A 15,267-nucleotide genomic window follows, 5' to 3' on the forward strand; every position below is an offset into this window, starting at 1 on the left:
GAGACAAACCATGCAAGAGAACACCTCGCCAGGGCGCAGGCGCTTGGGGCTGGCCGCGCTGGCGGCAAGCGCCATCGTCGCGCTGTGTCCGGCCGCCTCGTGGGCACAGTCCGGCAATTGGCCGACCCGGCCGGTCAAGCTGATCGTGCCGTTCCCGGCAGGCGGCAGCACCGATGCCGTCGGGCGTCTGCTCGCCGCCGAGCTGTCCAAGGAACTGGGCCAGAGCGTCATCGTCGAAAACAAGGGCGGCGCCAACGGCAATATCGGTTCCGACGTGGTGGCCAAGGCCGAGCCCGACGGCTACACGCTGCTGCTGTCCGGCGTGGGGTCCAACGCCATCAGCTACGCGCTCTACCAGAGCATGCCTTATCGCAACAGCGACTTCGCGCACATCTCGCTGCTGGCCACCGGCCCCAATGTGCTGGTGGCCAACATGGAATTTCCGGCCACCACCTTCGCCGACTTCATCAAGCTGGTGCGCGCCAACCCCGGCAAGTACACCCACGCCAGTTCGGGCAGCGGTTCGTCGGGCCACCTGGCCATGGAAATGCTCAAGCAGGCCGCCAACATCGATCTCGTGCACGTGCCCTACAAAGGCGGCGCCGCGGCCATCACCGACATGATCGGCGGCCGCGTGTCGGTGATGTTCCTGAACCAGGATTCCCTGTTGCCGCAGGTCAAGGCGGGCAAGCTGCGGGCGCTGGCGGTGGCCAGCGCGCAGCGCAATCCTGCTTATCCCGATACGCCTACCGTGGCCGAATCGGGCTATCCGGGGTTTGCGGCCGAATCGTGGTTCGGCCTGTCGGCGCCGGCCAAGACGCCGCCTGCCGTGATCCAGCGCCTGAACCAGGCCACCGTCAAGGCCCTGGCTTCACCGGATATCCGGCAAAAGCTGGAAAGCGTAGGCTTCGTGGTGGTAGGCGACGACCCGAAGGCCTTCTCGGCCTTCGTCGAATCCGAAATCACCAAATGGGGCGCGGCGGCCAAGGCCTCCGGCGCCCGCATGGACTAGGCCTGCATGCAGTCTTCGTGCGTGCACCAAGACTGCACAGCCTCGTGCAACACGCCCCGCGCGCCGGCAGGCGCCGGGGGTTTCATCCGATGGGAACCCCGAGCATCATGACTTCACCCTTGCCCAACCGCTTCCGCCAACGCATCCTGGCCCGCGAACGCCTGATCGGCTTCTGGATGTGCATGTCCAGCCACATCACCGCCGAACTGGCAGGCCTGGCCGACTTCGACTGGCTGTTGCTGGATGGCGAGCATTCGCCCAACACCGTGCCGATGTTCCTGCAGCAGCTGCAGGCCCTGCAGGGCAGCGCCAGCGCCGCCATCGGCCGGCCCACCTGGAACGATCCGGTCGAGATCAAGCGCCTGCTCGACATCGGCTTCTACAACCTGCTGATTCCTTTCATCGAGTCCGAAGACGACGCGCGCCGCGCGGTGGCCGCCACGCGCTATCCGCCGCAAGGCATTCGCGGCGTGGCGGGCATGCAGCGCAGCAACCGCTACGGCACCGTGCCCGATTACCTCAAGACCATCAACGACAACCTCTGCGTGCTGCTGCAGATCGAAAGCCGCGCGGGCATCGAGGCGGTCGACGAGATCGCCGCGGTCGAAGGCGTGGATGGCGTCTTCATCGGCCCGTCGGACCTGGCCGCCGCGCTGGGCCATCTGGGCAACCCCGGCCATCCGGAAGTGCAGGAAGCCATCCGCCACCTGTACCAGCGCGTCAGCGCGCAGGGCAAGGCCGTGGGCATCCTGGCTCCGGTGCAGGCCGACGCGCGCCGCTACCTGGACATGGGCATGCACTTCGTCGCGGTGGGTACGGACCTGGGCGTCTTCAAGCAGGCCACCTTCGCGTTGCGCGAAGCGTTTCCCACCTGAAAATGCCTGCGGGGCGCCTGGGCGCCCCGCATGGCTCCGAGTGCCGGGCCTTGCGCGCAAGGCCCGGGCGCGGGTTTCAGTCTTCCAGCGCCAGCAGATCGGCCACCGTCTGGCGGCGGCGGATCAGGCGTGCTTCGTTCTTGTCCAGCAGCACTTCGGCGGCCAGCGGGCGGCTGTTGTAGTTCGAAGACATCGACGAGCCGTAGGCCCCGGCGTTATGGAACACCATGAAGTCGCCGATGCGCGGCTGCGGCAGGGCCTGGTCCGACACGACACCGCCCGCATCCTGCGTGAACACGTCGCCCGACTCGCACAGCGGACCGGCCACGGCGATGCGCGTCTCGGCCGCGCCCTGGGGCGCGCTGCCATCCGGCGCATGCACCGAGATGCGGTGGTAGCTGCCGTACATGGCGGGGCGCATCAGGTCGTTGAACCCGGCGTCCACCAGCGCGAAGTCGCGCCCGGGGCGGCGGTTGATCGCATGCACCTCGGCCACCAGCACGCCGGCTTCGGCCACCAGGAAGCGGCCCGGCTCGATCTCCAGGCGAACCTCATGGCCCAGGCGCTGCTCGATACGCTTGCGCGCCGCATTCCATTGATCGAAATAGTGATCGCAGTCGATGCGCGGCTCGCCATCGCGGTAGGGAATCGACAGGCCGCCGCCGGCCGAGATGGCTTCGATGTCGTGAGCCAGCGAGGCCACCACGTCCACCATCGCATCGCACACGCTGGACAGGTGGCCGTAGTCCACGCCCGAGCCGATGTGCATGTGGATGCCCACCAGCTTCAGGCCATAGCGGCGCACGATGGCGACGGCTTGCGCGACGTCGTCGATCCAGATGCCGTGCTTGCTTTGCGGGCCGCCGGTATTGGTCTTGTTGCTGTGGCCGTGGCCGAAGCCCGGGTTGATGCGCAGCCAGACCCGATGGCCCGGCGCTGCCTGGCCCACGCGCTCGAGCATGTCGAGCGAACCGGCATTGACGGTGACGCCGTGCTTGATGACCGTGGCCAGGGTGGCGTGGTCGATCAGGTCGGCCGTGAACACCACGCCGGCAGGCTCGCCTTCGGGCTGGTAGCCGGCGGCCAGGCTGCGTTCGATCTCGCCCAGCGACACCGCGTCCACCATCACGCCCTCGGCGCGCATCAGGCGCAGGATGTGCAGGTTGGAGCAGGCCTTCTGGGCGTAGCGGATGACGTCGAAGCGGCGCAGCTGGGCGATGCGTTCGCGGATGACGGCGGCATCGTAGACCCACAGCGGGGTGCTGTACTGGGCGGCAAGTTCGGTGAGTTGGCGCGGATCGAAAGCCATTCTGGGGCAGACCTTGTATTCGGGGGGAGAATCAGGCGGGCATCATGCCCCATTCAGACCATCCAGTAAAATGCTTAGATATTCAAGATCGATTCATTCCTGATATGGGTTCGCCATGCTCACCCACCGCCATATCGAAGTCTTCCGCGCCCTGATGATCGCCGGCAGCGTCACCAAGGCTGCCGACCTGCTGTTCACCTCGCAGCCGACCGTGAGCCGGGAGCTGGCGCGCATGGAGCAAAGCATCGGCTTCGCGCTGTTCGAACGCATTCGGGGGCGGCTGCGCCCCACGATGCCCGCGCTGGCGCTGTACGACGAAATCCGCCAGTCGTATGCGGGCCTGGAACGCGTGGCGTCCGCGGCCGCGCGCCTGCGGTCTTTTCAGGATGGCCAACTGGCCGTGATCGCCTTGCCGGCGTTCTCGCATTCCCTCTTGCCCGGGGCCTTCCGGCGCTTTCGCGACACGCATCCGGGCGTGAGCCTGTCACTGGAAGCGCAGGAATCGCCGTTTCTCGAAGAATGGCTGACCGCCCAGCGCTACGACCTGGGCTTGACCGAGCACGAACTCGAACCCGCCGGCACACGGCTGGAATTGCTGATCGAAGTGGACGAAGTCTGCGTGTTGCCCGACGGCCATCCGTTGCTGGCGCGGCAGGCGCTGGAACTGGCTGATTTCGCGGGTGAACCGTTCATCAGTCTGTCGTCCAGCGACCCTTACCGCATCCAGATCGACGAGGCCTTCGCCGCGCAAGGCATCCTGCGCCGCGCCATCATCGAAACGCCCACGGCGGTGTCGGTGTGCACCTTCGTGCGCCAGGGCCTGGGCCTGGCCATCGTCAATCCGCTGACCGCGCTGGATTTCATTGGCCGCGGCCTGCACATCCGGCCGTTGCAGCGTTCGTTTCCGTTCCGGGTGAACCTGGTGTTTCCGGAACACCGCCCCAAGAATCCGCTGGTGGACGCCTTTACCGCATCATTGCGCGACGAGGCCACACAGATCCGTGGCCGGTTGGCGACGCGAGGCGATTGAACGGGTCAAGGCAGACGCCCGGCCGTTCGATCGGGTCTGGCCCCGATCAAGGCCCGTTCTGTCCAGGCAACAAAAAAGGATGCCCAGGGGCATCCTTCTTCATTTGCCGTATTCATGACGCCCCGCAAAGCAGGGCGGCAGAATGGCTTAGGCCAGCGCCTTGATGGCGGCAGCCAGGCGGCTCTTGTGGCGAGCGGCCTTGTTCTTGTGGATGATGTTCTTGTCAGCCACGCGATCGATCACGCTCGACGCCTTCTGGAACACTTCGCCAGCCGCAGCCTTGTCGCCGGCGGCGATGGATTGGCGAACGCGCTTGATGGCGGTGCGCAGCATCGAGCGCAGGCTGGAATTGTGCTTGTTGCGCTCAACGGATTGGCGAGCGCGCTTGCGGGCTTGGGCGGTATTGGCCATGTTGCTATATAAGTTGAATTCGGCAAAGTCGAACATTTTAGCAAGTCCCCGGGGGATTGCAAGCTTTAAATGCCACGTCTGCCGATGGAGCGCCCGTCAACCGGGCGGGGGGCGCTGCGGGGAGAACCCCTGAGGCTGAAACCTGGGTTGAAGAACCCCGGTTGAAAACCCCTGGCTGGCCCGCTGGCTGGATACCCATGGAAATGGGGAGAATCCGTGCCGGAGTTATGCCCCGAGTTTCCGAGTTAAGCCTTGTTGCGCCTACTGGATAAAAATACGGTGCTCAGTATACAACGAAGCGGCCTTTCGTTACAGCGCCGCGTCAGCGGGCGTGGTCAGGCCGCGACGTTGATCGAGACGAACCAGGGGGTATAGCGGCGCACGTGGATGGGCATCATGTCCTGCAATGCGCTCAGCGCGGCGTCGGTGTCGTCCAGCGGAAAGTGGCCCGATACCGGCAGGCCGCCGGCAGCCATGGACACGCGCAGGGTGCCGCTGCGGTAGGGGCGCAGGGCGGCGATCACCTCGGCCAGGGGGCGGCCGCGGGCGTCGACCCAACCGGCTTCCCAGGCGGCCTCGGCCATCAATTCGGCGCGTGGGGTATCAATGCGGGACGCATCGAAGCGCGCGCCCGTTCCGGCGCGCACGATGCCGTGGGCGCCGGCCATGGTTTCCACCACCACCTCGTGTTCATGCACCACCACGACCGTGCGCTGGGCCTGCTGGCGCACCATGTAGCGGGTGCCCAGCGCGCGCACCGTGCCTTCGGCGGTCTGGACCAGGAAGGGGCGGCGGGCGTCGGGCGCCACGGAAACGGTCACCGCGCCGTCCAGCAGGCGCACCTGGCGATAGGCGGGCGTGAAGTCCAGGTTGACGCGGCTGCGTGCGTCCAGCAGCAACTGGCTGCCGTCGGACAGGATGTAACGGCGACGCTCGCCAGTGGCCGTGGCGGCGTCGGCGGCGACGTTGTTCAGCGGGTAGAAGGCGTTGCCCACGTACGCGGCACAGGCACCCGCACTGGCGAGCGCCAGCGAGCCGGCCAGAAAGCGGCGGCGTGGCGGCACGACGACGTCGGCGGGAGCCGCGGCGGCGGGCGGGGGCGAAAGCGGAATCGGCGGCTGGGGCGCCGTCGTGGCATAGCCGGCCGGGTAGGCATCGCCCAACCGGCCAAAGGTCGACCCTGCCAGAGTGCCCGTCAATTGTTGCCAGGCATTCTCATGGAGAGGGTCGGCTGCTCGCCACGCCAGGAAATCGTTGTAGTCCTGCGCTGTCGCCTTTCCTGAGCGCAGCAGCAGCAACCAATTGATCACTTGGTCCGCCATGGGGTGTCCTTGGGCGTACTTCACTTCATCTCCCCGCCCTTGTCGCCGGGCGGGAATCCTTTCGATGGCAATTTGTAAATAATAAAGGTTTTTTACCAAAGATTACCGGGTCCTTGTCAATTCTTGACGGCCAAGATGCAAAAAAGCCGGCGAAAAGCCGGCTTTTTGCGGACGATGGGGCCGTTGGGCCCAAAATTACTTCGCCGGACGCCGTCCGAAATCCCGGGGACGGAACCCAAACAGTAACAACATGCCGAAATACACCGCGCTGCACGCGACCAGCACGCCGCCCAGCCACAGCGCGCGCTGGCCGGAATGGGCCTGCAGGCCGATCCAGTCAATACGGCCATCAGCGTAGATGAGCAAGGCGGCCAGGGCCGCCAGGGCCGGAATCAGGCGCAAGGCGAAGCGGCCCCAGCCCGGGGTGGGCTGGTACACGCCGCGGCGGCGCAGGCCGATCAAGAGCGCCAGCGCGTTCAGGCAGGCGCCCAGGCCGATGGCCAGCGCCAGGCCGGCATGGGCCATCAGCGGCACCAGCGCCAGATTCATCAGCTGGGTCAGGATCAAGACGCCGATCGCGATCTTCACGGGGGTGCGGATGTCCTGCTTGGCATAGAAGCCGGGTGCCAGGATCTTGACCGCCAACAGGCCGATCAGGCCGGCGGAATAGGAAATCACGGCCAGCCGCGTCTGCAGCACGTCCTGCGCGGAGAACGCGCCGTAGTGGAACAGGGTCGCCACCAGGCCGTCGGACAGCAGCGCCATGCCTACCGCCGCCGGCAGGCCGAACAGCAGCACCAGCCGCAGGCCCCAGTCCAGCAGTGCGCTGTAGCCGCCGTGGTCGTCGCGGGCGTGGGCCGCCGACAGGCTGGGCAGCAGTACGGTGCCCAGCGCCACGCCCAGCAGCGCGGTGGGAAATTCCATCAGCCGGTCGGCGAACGACAGCCAGGTGACGCTGCCCGGCGTCAGCCAGGTAGCGATGTTGGTGTTGATGAGCAGCGAGATCTGCGCCACGGACACCCCCAGCGTGGCGGGCGCCATCTGCTTGAGGATGCGCTGCACGGTGGGGTCGGCCCAGGCCTGGCGAAAACGCAGCGAAAAACGCGGCGTCATGCCCAGCCGCGCCAGCGCGACCCACTGCACGGCCAGTTGCGCCACGCCGCCGATCATCACGCCGATGGCCAGCGCGTACACCGGCACGTCCATGCGCGGCGCCAGCCAGATGCACGCGGCGATCATGGACAGGTTCAGCAGCACGGGCGTGAAGGCCGGCACGGCGAAGCGGCGCCAGGTGTTCAGCACGCCCGAGGCGAAGGCGATGAGCGACATGCAGAAGATGTAGGGAAACATCATCCGCGTCATCCAGACGGCGGCGCCGAATTCCGTATCGCGGGCGGCTCCGCGCAGGCCGCTGGCCATGGCGGATACCACCCAGGGCGCGGCGATGATGCCGATCAGCGTGATCGCCATCAGGGCGGCCGTCAGCAGCAGCGCCACCCGGTCGAGCAGGGTGCGGACCTCGGCCTCGGACCGATTGTTGCGGGCATGGCCCAGGATCGGCACGAACGCCTGGGCGAACGCGCCTTCGGCGAACAGCCGGCGCAAGAGGTTGGGAATGCGGAAAGCGACCCAGAAGGCATCCGTGATGGGCCCGGCGCCAAAGGCGCGGGCCACCAGGATGTCGCGGATCAGGCCGGAAATGCGCGACAGCAGCGTAAAGCTGCTGACGGTGGCCGCCGAACGGAACAGGCTCATTTGGGGGGACTACAAAAAAACTGTCCTGAGAAGAAGGCTTTTTCCCGCCGGGCCGTCCCAAGGGAAAAAAGCCCCCTTGGGGGGCAGAGAGCCCTCGAAGAGGGCGAAGCGTGGGGGCACTATTTCGGAGGCATCCGGATGGCGCCGTCCAGGCGAATCGTCTCGCCGTTGAGCATGTCATTGGTGATGATGCTCTGAACCAGCTTGGCATAGTCTTCCGGGCGGCCCAAACGGGCGGGGAAGGGGATGCTGGCGGCCAGGGAATCCTGCACTTCCTGGGGCATGCCGAAGATCATCGGCGTGCCGAAGATGCCCGGGGCGATGGTCATGCAGCGGATGCCGGTCTTGGCCAGGTCGCGGGCGATCGGCAGGGTCATGCCGGCCACGCCAGCCTTGGACGCGGCGTAGGCTGCCTGGCCGATCTGGCCGTCGAAAGCGGCGACCGACGCCGTGTTGATCATCACGCCGCGCTCGCCGGTGGGCTCGGGCGTGTTGGCGCTCATGGCCTCGGCGGCCAGGCGCATCATGTTGAAGCTGCCGATCAGGTTGATCGACACGACCTTCTGGAACAGGTCCAGCGGGTGCGCGCCGTTCTTGCCGACGATCTTGGCGGCCGGCGCCACGCCGGCGCAGTTGATCAGGCCGAACAGAGTGCCCAGTTCTTTCGCCGCGGCGACGGCGCGCTGGCCGTCGGCCTCTTGCGTGACGTCGCAATGCACGTAGCGCTGGCCCAGTTCCTTGGCGAGTTCTTCGCCCGGACCGTCCTGCAGGTCGGCGATGACGACCTTGGCGCCGTTGGCCACCAGCATGCGCACCGTGCCGGCGCCCAGGCCGGACGCGCCGCCGGTCACGATGAATACCTTGTTTGCGATTTCCATGTCTCTACCACCAGATCAAATTCAAGGGATGAAAACGGGGGAACGAAAAGACGCGATGGGCGCCGGATGCGACAGGGCCTTCGGAACCGCGCCGGGACGCATAGCGTCCGGCCGGCGCCGAAGGCCCTGTGCCATCAAAGGTCAGCTCTTGACGGCTTCGAACAGGCGCGACTTGATTTCGTCGACGGCGCCCACGCCCGAGATCTTGCGATACTTCGGGGCATCGGCGGGCTGCTGCTCTGCCCACGACGAGTAGTAGTCGACCAGCGGACGGGTCTGCTGGCGGTAGACGTTCAGGCGGTTGCGCACGGTGTCCTCGCGGTCATCGTCGCGCTGGATCAGGTCTTCGCCGGTGACGTCGTCCTTGCCTTCGACCTTGGGCGGGTTGAAGCGCACGTGGTAACTGCGGCCGCTGGGCTGGTGCACGCGGCGTCCGCTCATGCGTTCGATGATGTCTTCTTCGGGGACTTCGATTTCCACCACGTAGTCCAGCTTGACGCCGGCGCTCTTGAGCGCGTCGGCTTGCGGGATGGTGCGGGGGAAGCCGTCGAACAGATAGCCGTTGGCGCAGTCGGGCTGCTTCAGGCGGTCTTGCACGAGGCCAATGATGATCTCATCCGAGACCAGGCCGCCGGCGTCCATGACCTTCTTGGCTTCAATGCCCAGGGGCGTGCCGGCCTTGACCGCTGCGCGCAGCATGTCGCCGGTGGAAATCTGGGGAATGCCGAAGTGCTGGGTGAGAAACGCGGCCTGAGTGCCTTTGCCGGCGCCGGGCGGTCCGAGCAAGATGAGACGCATGAGTACTCCTGAATGGGGTTTAATTTTTGTGGTCCGAGCGATTATGCCGCAACGCAGCAGCCTATGCGGAGCTGCGCCATGCGAAATAACCCTTATATCCGTTTGCTATAGATCAATCGGACGCGTTCCAGATCGGCCGGGGTATCTACCCCTGCGGCCGGCGGGTGCGACGCCTGATGGACGACGATGACGTGGCCATGTTCCATGGCGCGCAGTTGCTCCAGCGATTCGAACCGTTCCAGCACGCCTTGCGGCAGGGTCGGGTAGCGGCGCAGGAACGACACGCGGTAGGCGTACAGGCCGATGTGGTGCCAGGCGGGCAGGCCGTCGGCCAGCACGCGTTCACCGCCGGCCAGCGCGTCGCGGGCCCAGGGGATCGGCGCGCGCGAAAAATACAGGGCGCGGCCATCGGCGGCGCACACCAGTTTCACGACATTGGGGTTGAACAGCGCCTGGGCGTCGGCCAGCGGGCAGGCGCAGGTGGCGATGTCGGCCTCGGGGCTGGCGATCAGGCGGGCCGCGACGGCGTCGATGAGTTCGGGTTCGATGAGCGGTTCGTCACCCTGCACGTTGACCACCACCGCATCGTCGGGCAGGCCGAGCTGCAGGGCGGCTTCGGCCAGCCGGTCGGTGCCGGTGGGGTGGTCGGCGCGGGTCATCAGCGCTTGCAGGCCATGGGCCTGGGCGGCCGCCTGTACGCGAACATCGTCGGTGGCGATGTACACATGCGAAGCGCCGGATTGGGCCGCGCGCTCGGCCGTGCGCACGACCATCGGCTTGCCGGCGATGTCGGCAAGCGGCTTGTCGGGCAGGCGGGTCGAGGCGGTCCGCGCCGGGATCAGGGCGATGAAGCTCACGGCAGGGCGGGTCAGGAAGAAGCGGGGGCGTCGTCCAGCGAGCGCGCTTCGGATTCAAGCATGACGGGAATGCCGTCGCGCAGCGGGAACGCCAGGCGATCGGCGCGGCAGACCAGTTCGGCCTGGGTCCGGTCGTGTTCGAGGCGGCCCTTGCACAGGGGGCAGACGAGGATGTCGAGAAGGCGGGATTCCATGACCGGGATTCTAAAACAGTTTGGGCGCCGCCCGCCCGGGATGGGCCGCGGGGCGCGCAGCAAAAACAGCGCACGATTGCGTAGCTTGTTAATTATTGTCATGTTTTGACGCGGGCGCTACATATTTCGGGACAGATCATGGCTATCATCCGCCGCGATTCCTAGAAAGAGGATAGCGATGGATTCCAACACCATTCGGATCGGATTGTTCCTCATCATCCTGATCTGGTCGGTCATCAGCGGCATTACCTACATGGTTCGCCGCAGCGACAACAAGAGCGCACTGCGCGAACTCAAGCAGGAAGGGCAGCCCCTGCGCCGTCTCAGCGCCGAGGAACAGGCGCTGGTGCAGCCGTTCCTGGTTTACCCGGCGAATCCCAAGAAAACCGCCCAGCTGCTTGGCGATGGGGTGTTCCCCCTGCGTGGCGCCTTCGTGCGCCATGGCCTGGGCACGTCGCACGGCGCGACGACCCTGCACGACACGCTGGGGGGCGTGGACGTGGTGCTGCCCTACGACGCACGCGATTTTCTGCGCGAAGACAACCAGGCCGAAGTCGCCATGACGGACAAATTCGCCATCGTGGTCGCCCTGAACGGCGAATTCGATCTGGCCGGTGGCCGTGAACGCGATGCGCGCCGGCAGAAGCAGAACCAGCAATGGGCCGGCGGCAAGCTGGGCGCTTTGCAGGACGTGGTCGATGCCGAGACGGCGGGGCCGGATGCCGAGGCCGAACGCGAATTCGCGGACGCGATGCGGGTCGAGATCCTGAGCCAGCGCGACGAGACGCCGGCCGAGATCGCCCAGCGGCGCCCGCGCGGCATCGGTTTCTGGCCGGCGCTGTTGTGGGTCGTCACGTTCGTCTGCATCGGTATTGCCGGCGTGGGCGGCGGCGTGCCGTGGCTGGCTGCCGCGGCCGCGCCGGCGTTGCTGGCGCTGTGGCTGACCTGGCGCCGCCCGTCGCTTGGGACGCCGCAGAAGGTCAACCGCGCGCGCGGCGAACTCAATGCCATCGTGCTGACCAATCCGGCCAACGCCCAGGCAGTGTCCACCCAATTGTTTTTGGGCGACAAACTGCCCGTCACGCTGCCGGACCATTGGCGCGCCAATCTGGAACTGCCCGAGGACGGGCGGGTGGATTTGGACCTGCGGGTCGAGGATTACGCGGTGCTGCGCCTGGGCAGCAATTATTCGGTGGATGAAGAGCAGCGCCTTTATCCGCGGGTGTTCTGGGGCCGGCATGTGACGCTGGCGCTGGTCGGCCTGCTGGGCGGCGCGGCGCTGGCCATATTGCTGTCCACGCCGGGCGGCAGCCTGCAAGGTGATATCGCCCAGACCGCCGCGTGGCTGCGCGGCGCCGAGCCGCGCGCCTACGCGTCGGCCGCCGCGTTGGTGCAGGATCCGCCGGCCGTCGGCGACATGGTGTCATTGCGCGGGCAAGGCCGATGCCAATTCCGGCCGGACGACTACCGGCCCGAGACGATGCAGTTCGATTGCGAACGCCTGCGCTGGCAGGGCGATGCCGCGTCGGCCGACGAATTGCGCCTGGACCCGGCAGTGCTGCAACTGTATTCGGGCGCCTTTCTCAAGACGCGGCCCAATCCCATGATGGACATGCTGGTGCGCAGCCAGATCTACAACAGCATGGCGGGTAATCCGCTGGCCGCCTACAACGCGCGCAACGTGTCGGCGTTGACGGTCACACGGCTGACCAACACGGTGCTCACCGTCGAGCAGGCCTGCGAGGCCGCCACCGGCCAGGCGATCGCCGACTGCGACCGCATGAAGGCCGAGATGGCCGACACGCTGATGCTGACGCGCGACGAACCTGCCAACTGGCTGGAACTGTTCAAGCTGGCGCGCGATGGCGCCTTCAAGCGCCAAGGCAATACCGATGAAGGCGTGTTCCTGATGCGCCATGCCGAGCGGATGCGCAATCTGGCCCAGTCCAGCATGGAACCCGTCGTGCAGGCCGCGGTGGATCAGTCGGCGCGCAGCCTGATGGAACGCCAGCGCGGCGGCGTCGTGCTCCAGGTCAGGTCAGGCCCCTACGCGCAATTGCCGCAGCCGCTCGAAGGCGGACAGACGCCGAACGTGCTGCAGGCATGGCAGCGCCAGGTGGCCATGCTGTCGGCCGACGGCGCCATGCCGTTCGAGATCTCCGGCCTGGTCACGGCGGTGGACCGCGAGCCCTCGGGTGCGCCCGTCATCGGCATCGATGCCTGGCGTTCACTGGCCGACCCCTGGCCGGCAGCGGCGCGCTTGCTGTGGCTGGTCCTGGCGGTTTTGCTGGTGGCCGTGCACCTGCCGCTGGCGCTGGCGCGCTGGCGTGCCGCCGGCGTGCGTCGTCGCAACCTGGATGAATACGCCCGCCGCCGCAGCGCGGCCAAGCCGGCGTTTTTCTGAAAGGGGGGCGCGCCTGGTCCGCGTGGACGAGGCGCTAGCGGGCAGGCTGGCGCAACGCTTGCGCCAGCCAATCGAACAATTGCGGGTCGGAAAAGCCGGCCTGCACCGGCACTTCCCACAGGCGCGCGTCGTGCAAGGCGGCGCACTTGATCGCGTCTTTCGAGGTCACCAGCACGGTCTGCGCGGTCAGGGTCTTGAACGGCGATTCCGCGTAATCATGGTGGTCGGGTAGCGGCAAGGTGGCATCGAGCGTGATGCCTTGCGCCCGCAAGGTCGAAAAGAAACGTTCCGGATTGCCGATACCTGCCGAGGCGGCGACGTTCGGCTGGCCGGCGAACGCCGCCAGCGGGCGGGTCGCGCCGCCTTCGATCTGGCGGGCGTCGCCGGGTTCCAGCCACATGGCGACCTGGCGGGGACGTTCGCCGGACGAGGCCGCGGGGCGGCCATCGGGCAGCCCGATATTGGTGATGACCGCGTCCACCTCGCGCAGCCGGCTGGCCGGCTCGCGCAGCGGCCCGGCGGGCAGCAGCCGGCCGTTGCCCACGCCGCGCGCGTCCTGCACCACGATTTCGATGTCGCGCGCCAAGGCCAGGTGTTGCAGGCCATCGTCGGACACGATGACGTCGATTTCCGGATGGGCCCGCAGCAACGCCTGGGCGGCCAGCGCACGGCGCGGATGCACCGACACCGGGGCGCCGCTGGCGCGTGCGATCAGCGCCGGTTCGTCGCCGAACTGGTTCGCGGCCAGTTCGCCTTGCCCGACGCGCGCCTGCGGTCCGATCTTCACGCCATAGCCGCGGCTGACCACGCCCGGCGTGTAGCCGCGGGCGCGCAGGCCTTGCACGGTGGCAATGACCATCGGCGTCTTGCCGGTGCCGCCTACGTAGATGTTGCCGATCACCACCACGGGAACGGGCGCGCGGTAGGCCTGTTCACGGCCATCGCGATAACGCGCGCGCTTGTTCGCCACCACGCGGGCGGTCAGCGCGGACAGCGGCAGGAGCAGGGTGGAAAGCCAGCCGCCGTGCTGCCATTGGCGGGCGAGCAGCGAGGCCTTGGAAGGGCGCGCGCTCACCGGGCAGTCTGGGCGGCGAAGTTGACGCGGGCGATGCCGGCCAGCCGGGCGGCTTCCATGACGTTGATCACGGACTGGTGGGTGGCCTGCGCGTCGGCGTTGATGACGACCAAGGCTTCCGGCTTGCCGGCGGCCGCCTGGCGCAGCACGTCGGCGATTTCAGGCGGCGTCGAGACGTCGATCAGCGTGCCGTTCAGCGCATAGCGGCCGTCCTGGCTGACGGCGACTTCCAGCGCGGGCGGCGTCTCCTGGTCGGCCGACGCTTGCGGCAGCGTGACTTTCAGCTGCGTGAAGCGGGCGAACGAGGTGGTCGCCGCCAGGAAGATGAGAATGACCAGCAGGACATCGATGAGCGGAATCAGGTTGATGTCCAGCTCGTCGCGGTCGCCCCGGGAGCCCCGGAAATTCATGAACGCCCCTCGCGCGGGGCAGGCGCGGGCGCCACGGCGCGCGCCAGCCGCGAGGCGGACAGTTCCATGGCATTCAGGTAGCCGTCGACCCGGCCGCGCAGGTAGCGGTGGGCGATCATGGCGGGGATGGCTATGAGAATGCCGAAGCCGGTGTTGTACAGGGCGATGGAGATGCCGCGCGCCAGCTGGGCGGGGTCGCCGCCGCCGGGCGTGTACGAGCCGAAGATCTCGATCATGCCGACCACGGTGCCGAACAGGCCCATCAGCGGCGCCACCACGGCGATGGTGCCGATGGCGGGAATGTAGCGGCTGAGGTCGTGGGCGACCGCGCGGCCGGTGTCTTCGACCACGCTGCGCAGTTCTTCGCGCGGCAGGTGGCGATGGCGCATGACCTCGGCCAGTACCCGGCCCAGCGGCGAATTGCGTTCCAGGCGGTTCAGGGCTTCCGGGGAATCCTGGTGGTTGCGCAGCATGTCGGCCACTTGTTCATTCAGGCCGCGCGGCAGGACCTGGCTGCGGCGCAGCGACAGGAAGCGCTCGAATATCAGCGCAAGACCCAGCACGGACGTCGCCAGCAGGGGCCAGATCGGCCAGCCGGCCTCGCGCAAGATGGAAAGCAAAGCGGTCAACTCCAGGAGCGCCGGGGCGGGGCGCAAGGCCTCGTCCAGCATCTGATCAAGCCGAAACTGTAACGGCGCGGCGGGGTTGTGGCAAGGGCGGGCGACCGCCAAAGCTATCCACAGAAATTGTGGATAATTCTGTGCAAAACTTCGCCGGAACGCTTGTGGGCACAGGGGTTGCGCTTGTTTGCTTCAAATTCGAGCAGCGCCTGTTTTATAAAAAACCCATAAAAAACAGTGATTTACACCGAATTTGCTGGCTTTCGGGCCAGCGGCGGCAAAAATGCCTGGACGCGGTATCATTGCGGCCCGCTACG

At 66.9% G+C, this 15,267-nt stretch carries 15 protein-coding genes; 4 read left to right on the forward strand and 11 right to left on the reverse strand.

Annotated elements, in window-relative coordinates:
- Positions 1 to 10 precede the first annotated feature (10 nt).
- Both HV798_RS18035 and garL read left to right on the forward strand, forming a co-directional pair.
- Positions 11 to 1,012, forward strand: a complete 1,002-nt coding sequence (locus HV798_RS18035; RefSeq protein ID WP_175191897.1) for a Bug family tripartite tricarboxylate transporter substrate binding protein — start codon at positions 11 to 13, stop codon at positions 1,010 to 1,012.
- Positions 1,013 to 1,119: 107 nt separating this feature from the next.
- The gene (gene garL / locus HV798_RS18040) at positions 1,120 to 1,887 is read left to right on the forward strand and encodes a 2-dehydro-3-deoxyglucarate aldolase (RefSeq protein WP_175191898.1); all 768 of its coding nucleotides are present in this window, start codon (positions 1,120 to 1,122) and stop codon (positions 1,885 to 1,887) included.
- Between the two features lie 76 nt (positions 1,888 to 1,963).
- Here garL and lysA read toward each other — a convergent pair whose 3' ends face one another.
- Positions 1,964 to 3,196 carry a diaminopimelate decarboxylase gene (gene lysA / locus HV798_RS18045; protein ID WP_175191899.1) on the reverse strand — a complete coding sequence of 411 codons (1,233 nt, stop codon included), beginning with the start codon at positions 3,194 to 3,196 and terminating at the stop codon, positions 1,964 to 1,966.
- Between the two features lie 115 nt (positions 3,197 to 3,311).
- Here lysA and HV798_RS18050 point away from each other — a divergent pair, with 115 nt between their 5' ends.
- Positions 3,312 to 4,226, forward strand: coding sequence for a LysR family transcriptional regulator (locus HV798_RS18050; RefSeq protein WP_175191900.1), 915 nt, complete (start codon positions 3,312 to 3,314; stop codon positions 4,224 to 4,226).
- Between the two features lie 147 nt (positions 4,227 to 4,373).
- On the opposite strand, the gene rpsT is transcribed toward HV798_RS18050, so the two are convergent.
- The 7 genes from rpsT to HV798_RS18085 all read right to left on the reverse strand — a co-directional run bounded on the left by rpsT (position 4,374) and on the right by HV798_RS18085 (position 10,441).
- Positions 4,374 to 4,637 (reverse strand): 30S ribosomal protein S20, encoded by a 264-nt coding sequence (gene rpsT, locus HV798_RS18055; RefSeq protein ID WP_006396042.1) that lies wholly within the window; start codon positions 4,635 to 4,637, stop codon positions 4,374 to 4,376.
- A 335-nt stretch (positions 4,638 to 4,972) separates the two neighbouring features.
- Entirely contained in the window at positions 4,973 to 5,959 is a 987-nt protein-coding gene (locus HV798_RS18060; RefSeq protein WP_175191901.1) for a FecR domain-containing protein, read from the reverse strand.
- 195 nt (positions 5,960 to 6,154) lie between these two features.
- A complete protein-coding gene (gene murJ / locus HV798_RS18065) occupies positions 6,155 to 7,714 on the reverse strand; it encodes a murein biosynthesis integral membrane protein MurJ (RefSeq protein WP_175191902.1) in 1,560 nt (519 codons plus the stop codon).
- 119 nt (positions 7,715 to 7,833) lie between these two features.
- Positions 7,834 to 8,592, reverse strand: coding sequence for a 3-hydroxyacyl-CoA dehydrogenase (locus HV798_RS18070; protein WP_175191903.1), 759 nt, complete (start codon positions 8,590 to 8,592; stop codon positions 7,834 to 7,836).
- Between the two features lie 141 nt (positions 8,593 to 8,733).
- Entirely contained in the window at positions 8,734 to 9,390 is a 657-nt protein-coding gene (adk, locus tag HV798_RS18075) for an adenylate kinase (protein ID WP_175191904.1), read from the reverse strand.
- A gap of 92 nt (positions 9,391 to 9,482) precedes the next feature.
- Complete coding sequence (kdsB, locus tag HV798_RS18080; RefSeq protein WP_175191905.1) at positions 9,483 to 10,247, reverse strand: 3-deoxy-manno-octulosonate cytidylyltransferase; 765 nt, start codon at positions 10,245 to 10,247, stop codon at positions 9,483 to 9,485.
- Between the two features lie 11 nt (positions 10,248 to 10,258).
- Positions 10,259 to 10,441, reverse strand: coding sequence for a Trm112 family protein (locus HV798_RS18085; RefSeq protein ID WP_006384001.1), 183 nt, complete (start codon positions 10,439 to 10,441; stop codon positions 10,259 to 10,261).
- 178 nt (positions 10,442 to 10,619) lie between these two features.
- Between HV798_RS18085 and HV798_RS18090 the strand changes: the two genes are divergently transcribed.
- Positions 10,620 to 12,845 (forward strand): IgaA/UmoB family intracellular growth attenuator, encoded by a 2,226-nt coding sequence (locus HV798_RS18090; RefSeq protein ID WP_175191906.1) that lies wholly within the window; start codon positions 10,620 to 10,622, stop codon positions 12,843 to 12,845.
- Positions 12,846 to 12,879: 34 nt separating this feature from the next.
- Here HV798_RS18090 and lpxK read toward each other — a convergent pair whose 3' ends face one another.
- The 3 genes from lpxK to HV798_RS18105 are packed head-to-tail and all read right to left on the reverse strand — an operon-like array spanning position 12,880 to position 14,950.
- Positions 12,880 to 13,920: a tetraacyldisaccharide 4'-kinase gene (gene lpxK / locus HV798_RS18095; protein ID WP_175191907.1), complete on the reverse strand. Its 1,041-nt coding sequence runs from the start codon at positions 13,918 to 13,920 to the stop codon at positions 12,880 to 12,882.
- Positions 13,917 to 14,330 carry an ExbD/TolR family protein gene (locus tag HV798_RS18100; protein ID WP_025135832.1) on the reverse strand — a complete coding sequence of 138 codons (414 nt, stop codon included), beginning with the start codon at positions 14,328 to 14,330 and terminating at the stop codon, positions 13,917 to 13,919. The genes lpxK and HV798_RS18100 overlap by 4 nt, the downstream gene beginning before the upstream one ends.
- Entirely contained in the window at positions 14,327 to 14,950 is a 624-nt protein-coding gene (locus HV798_RS18105; protein ID WP_025135833.1) for a MotA/TolQ/ExbB proton channel family protein, read from the reverse strand. The genes HV798_RS18100 and HV798_RS18105 overlap by 4 nt, the downstream gene beginning before the upstream one ends.
- Positions 14,951 to 15,267: the final 317 nt, after the last annotated feature.

Origin of the sequence: Achromobacter deleyi, assembly GCF_902859705.1 — a bacterium.
GTDB lineage: Bacteria > Pseudomonadota > Gammaproteobacteria > Burkholderiales > Burkholderiaceae_B > Achromobacter > Achromobacter deleyi.

Coding starts and splice junctions, on each gene's coding strand:
- HV798_RS18035 (WP_175191897.1), top strand. CDS start 11: ATGCAAGAGAACACCTCGCCAGGGCGCAGGCGCTTGGGGCTGGCCGCG.
- garL (WP_175191898.1), top strand. CDS start 1,120: ATGACTTCACCCTTGCCCAACCGCTTCCGCCAACGCATCCTGGCCCGC.
- lysA (WP_175191899.1), bottom strand. CDS start 3,196: ATGGCTTTCGATCCGCGCCAACTCACCGAACTTGCCGCCCAGTACAGC.
- HV798_RS18050 (WP_175191900.1), top strand. CDS start 3,312: ATGCTCACCCACCGCCATATCGAAGTCTTCCGCGCCCTGATGATCGCC.
- rpsT (WP_006396042.1), bottom strand. CDS start 4,637: ATGGCCAATACCGCCCAAGCCCGCAAGCGCGCTCGCCAATCCGTTGAG.
- HV798_RS18060 (WP_175191901.1), bottom strand. CDS start 5,959: ATGGCGGACCAAGTGATCAATTGGTTGCTGCTGCTGCGCTCAGGAAAG.
- murJ (WP_175191902.1), bottom strand. CDS start 7,714: ATGAGCCTGTTCCGTTCGGCGGCCACCGTCAGCAGCTTTACGCTGCTG.
- HV798_RS18070 (WP_175191903.1), bottom strand. CDS start 8,592: ATGGAAATCGCAAACAAGGTATTCATCGTGACCGGCGGCGCGTCCGGC.
- adk (WP_175191904.1), bottom strand. CDS start 9,390: ATGCGTCTCATCTTGCTCGGACCGCCCGGCGCCGGCAAAGGCACTCAG.
- HV798_RS18085 (WP_006384001.1), bottom strand. CDS start 10,441: ATGGAATCCCGCCTTCTCGACATCCTCGTCTGCCCCCTGTGCAAGGGC.
- HV798_RS18090 (WP_175191906.1), top strand. CDS start 10,620: ATGGATTCCAACACCATTCGGATCGGATTGTTCCTCATCATCCTGATC.
- HV798_RS18100 (WP_025135832.1), bottom strand. CDS start 14,330: ATGAATTTCCGGGGCTCCCGGGGCGACCGCGACGAGCTGGACATCAAC.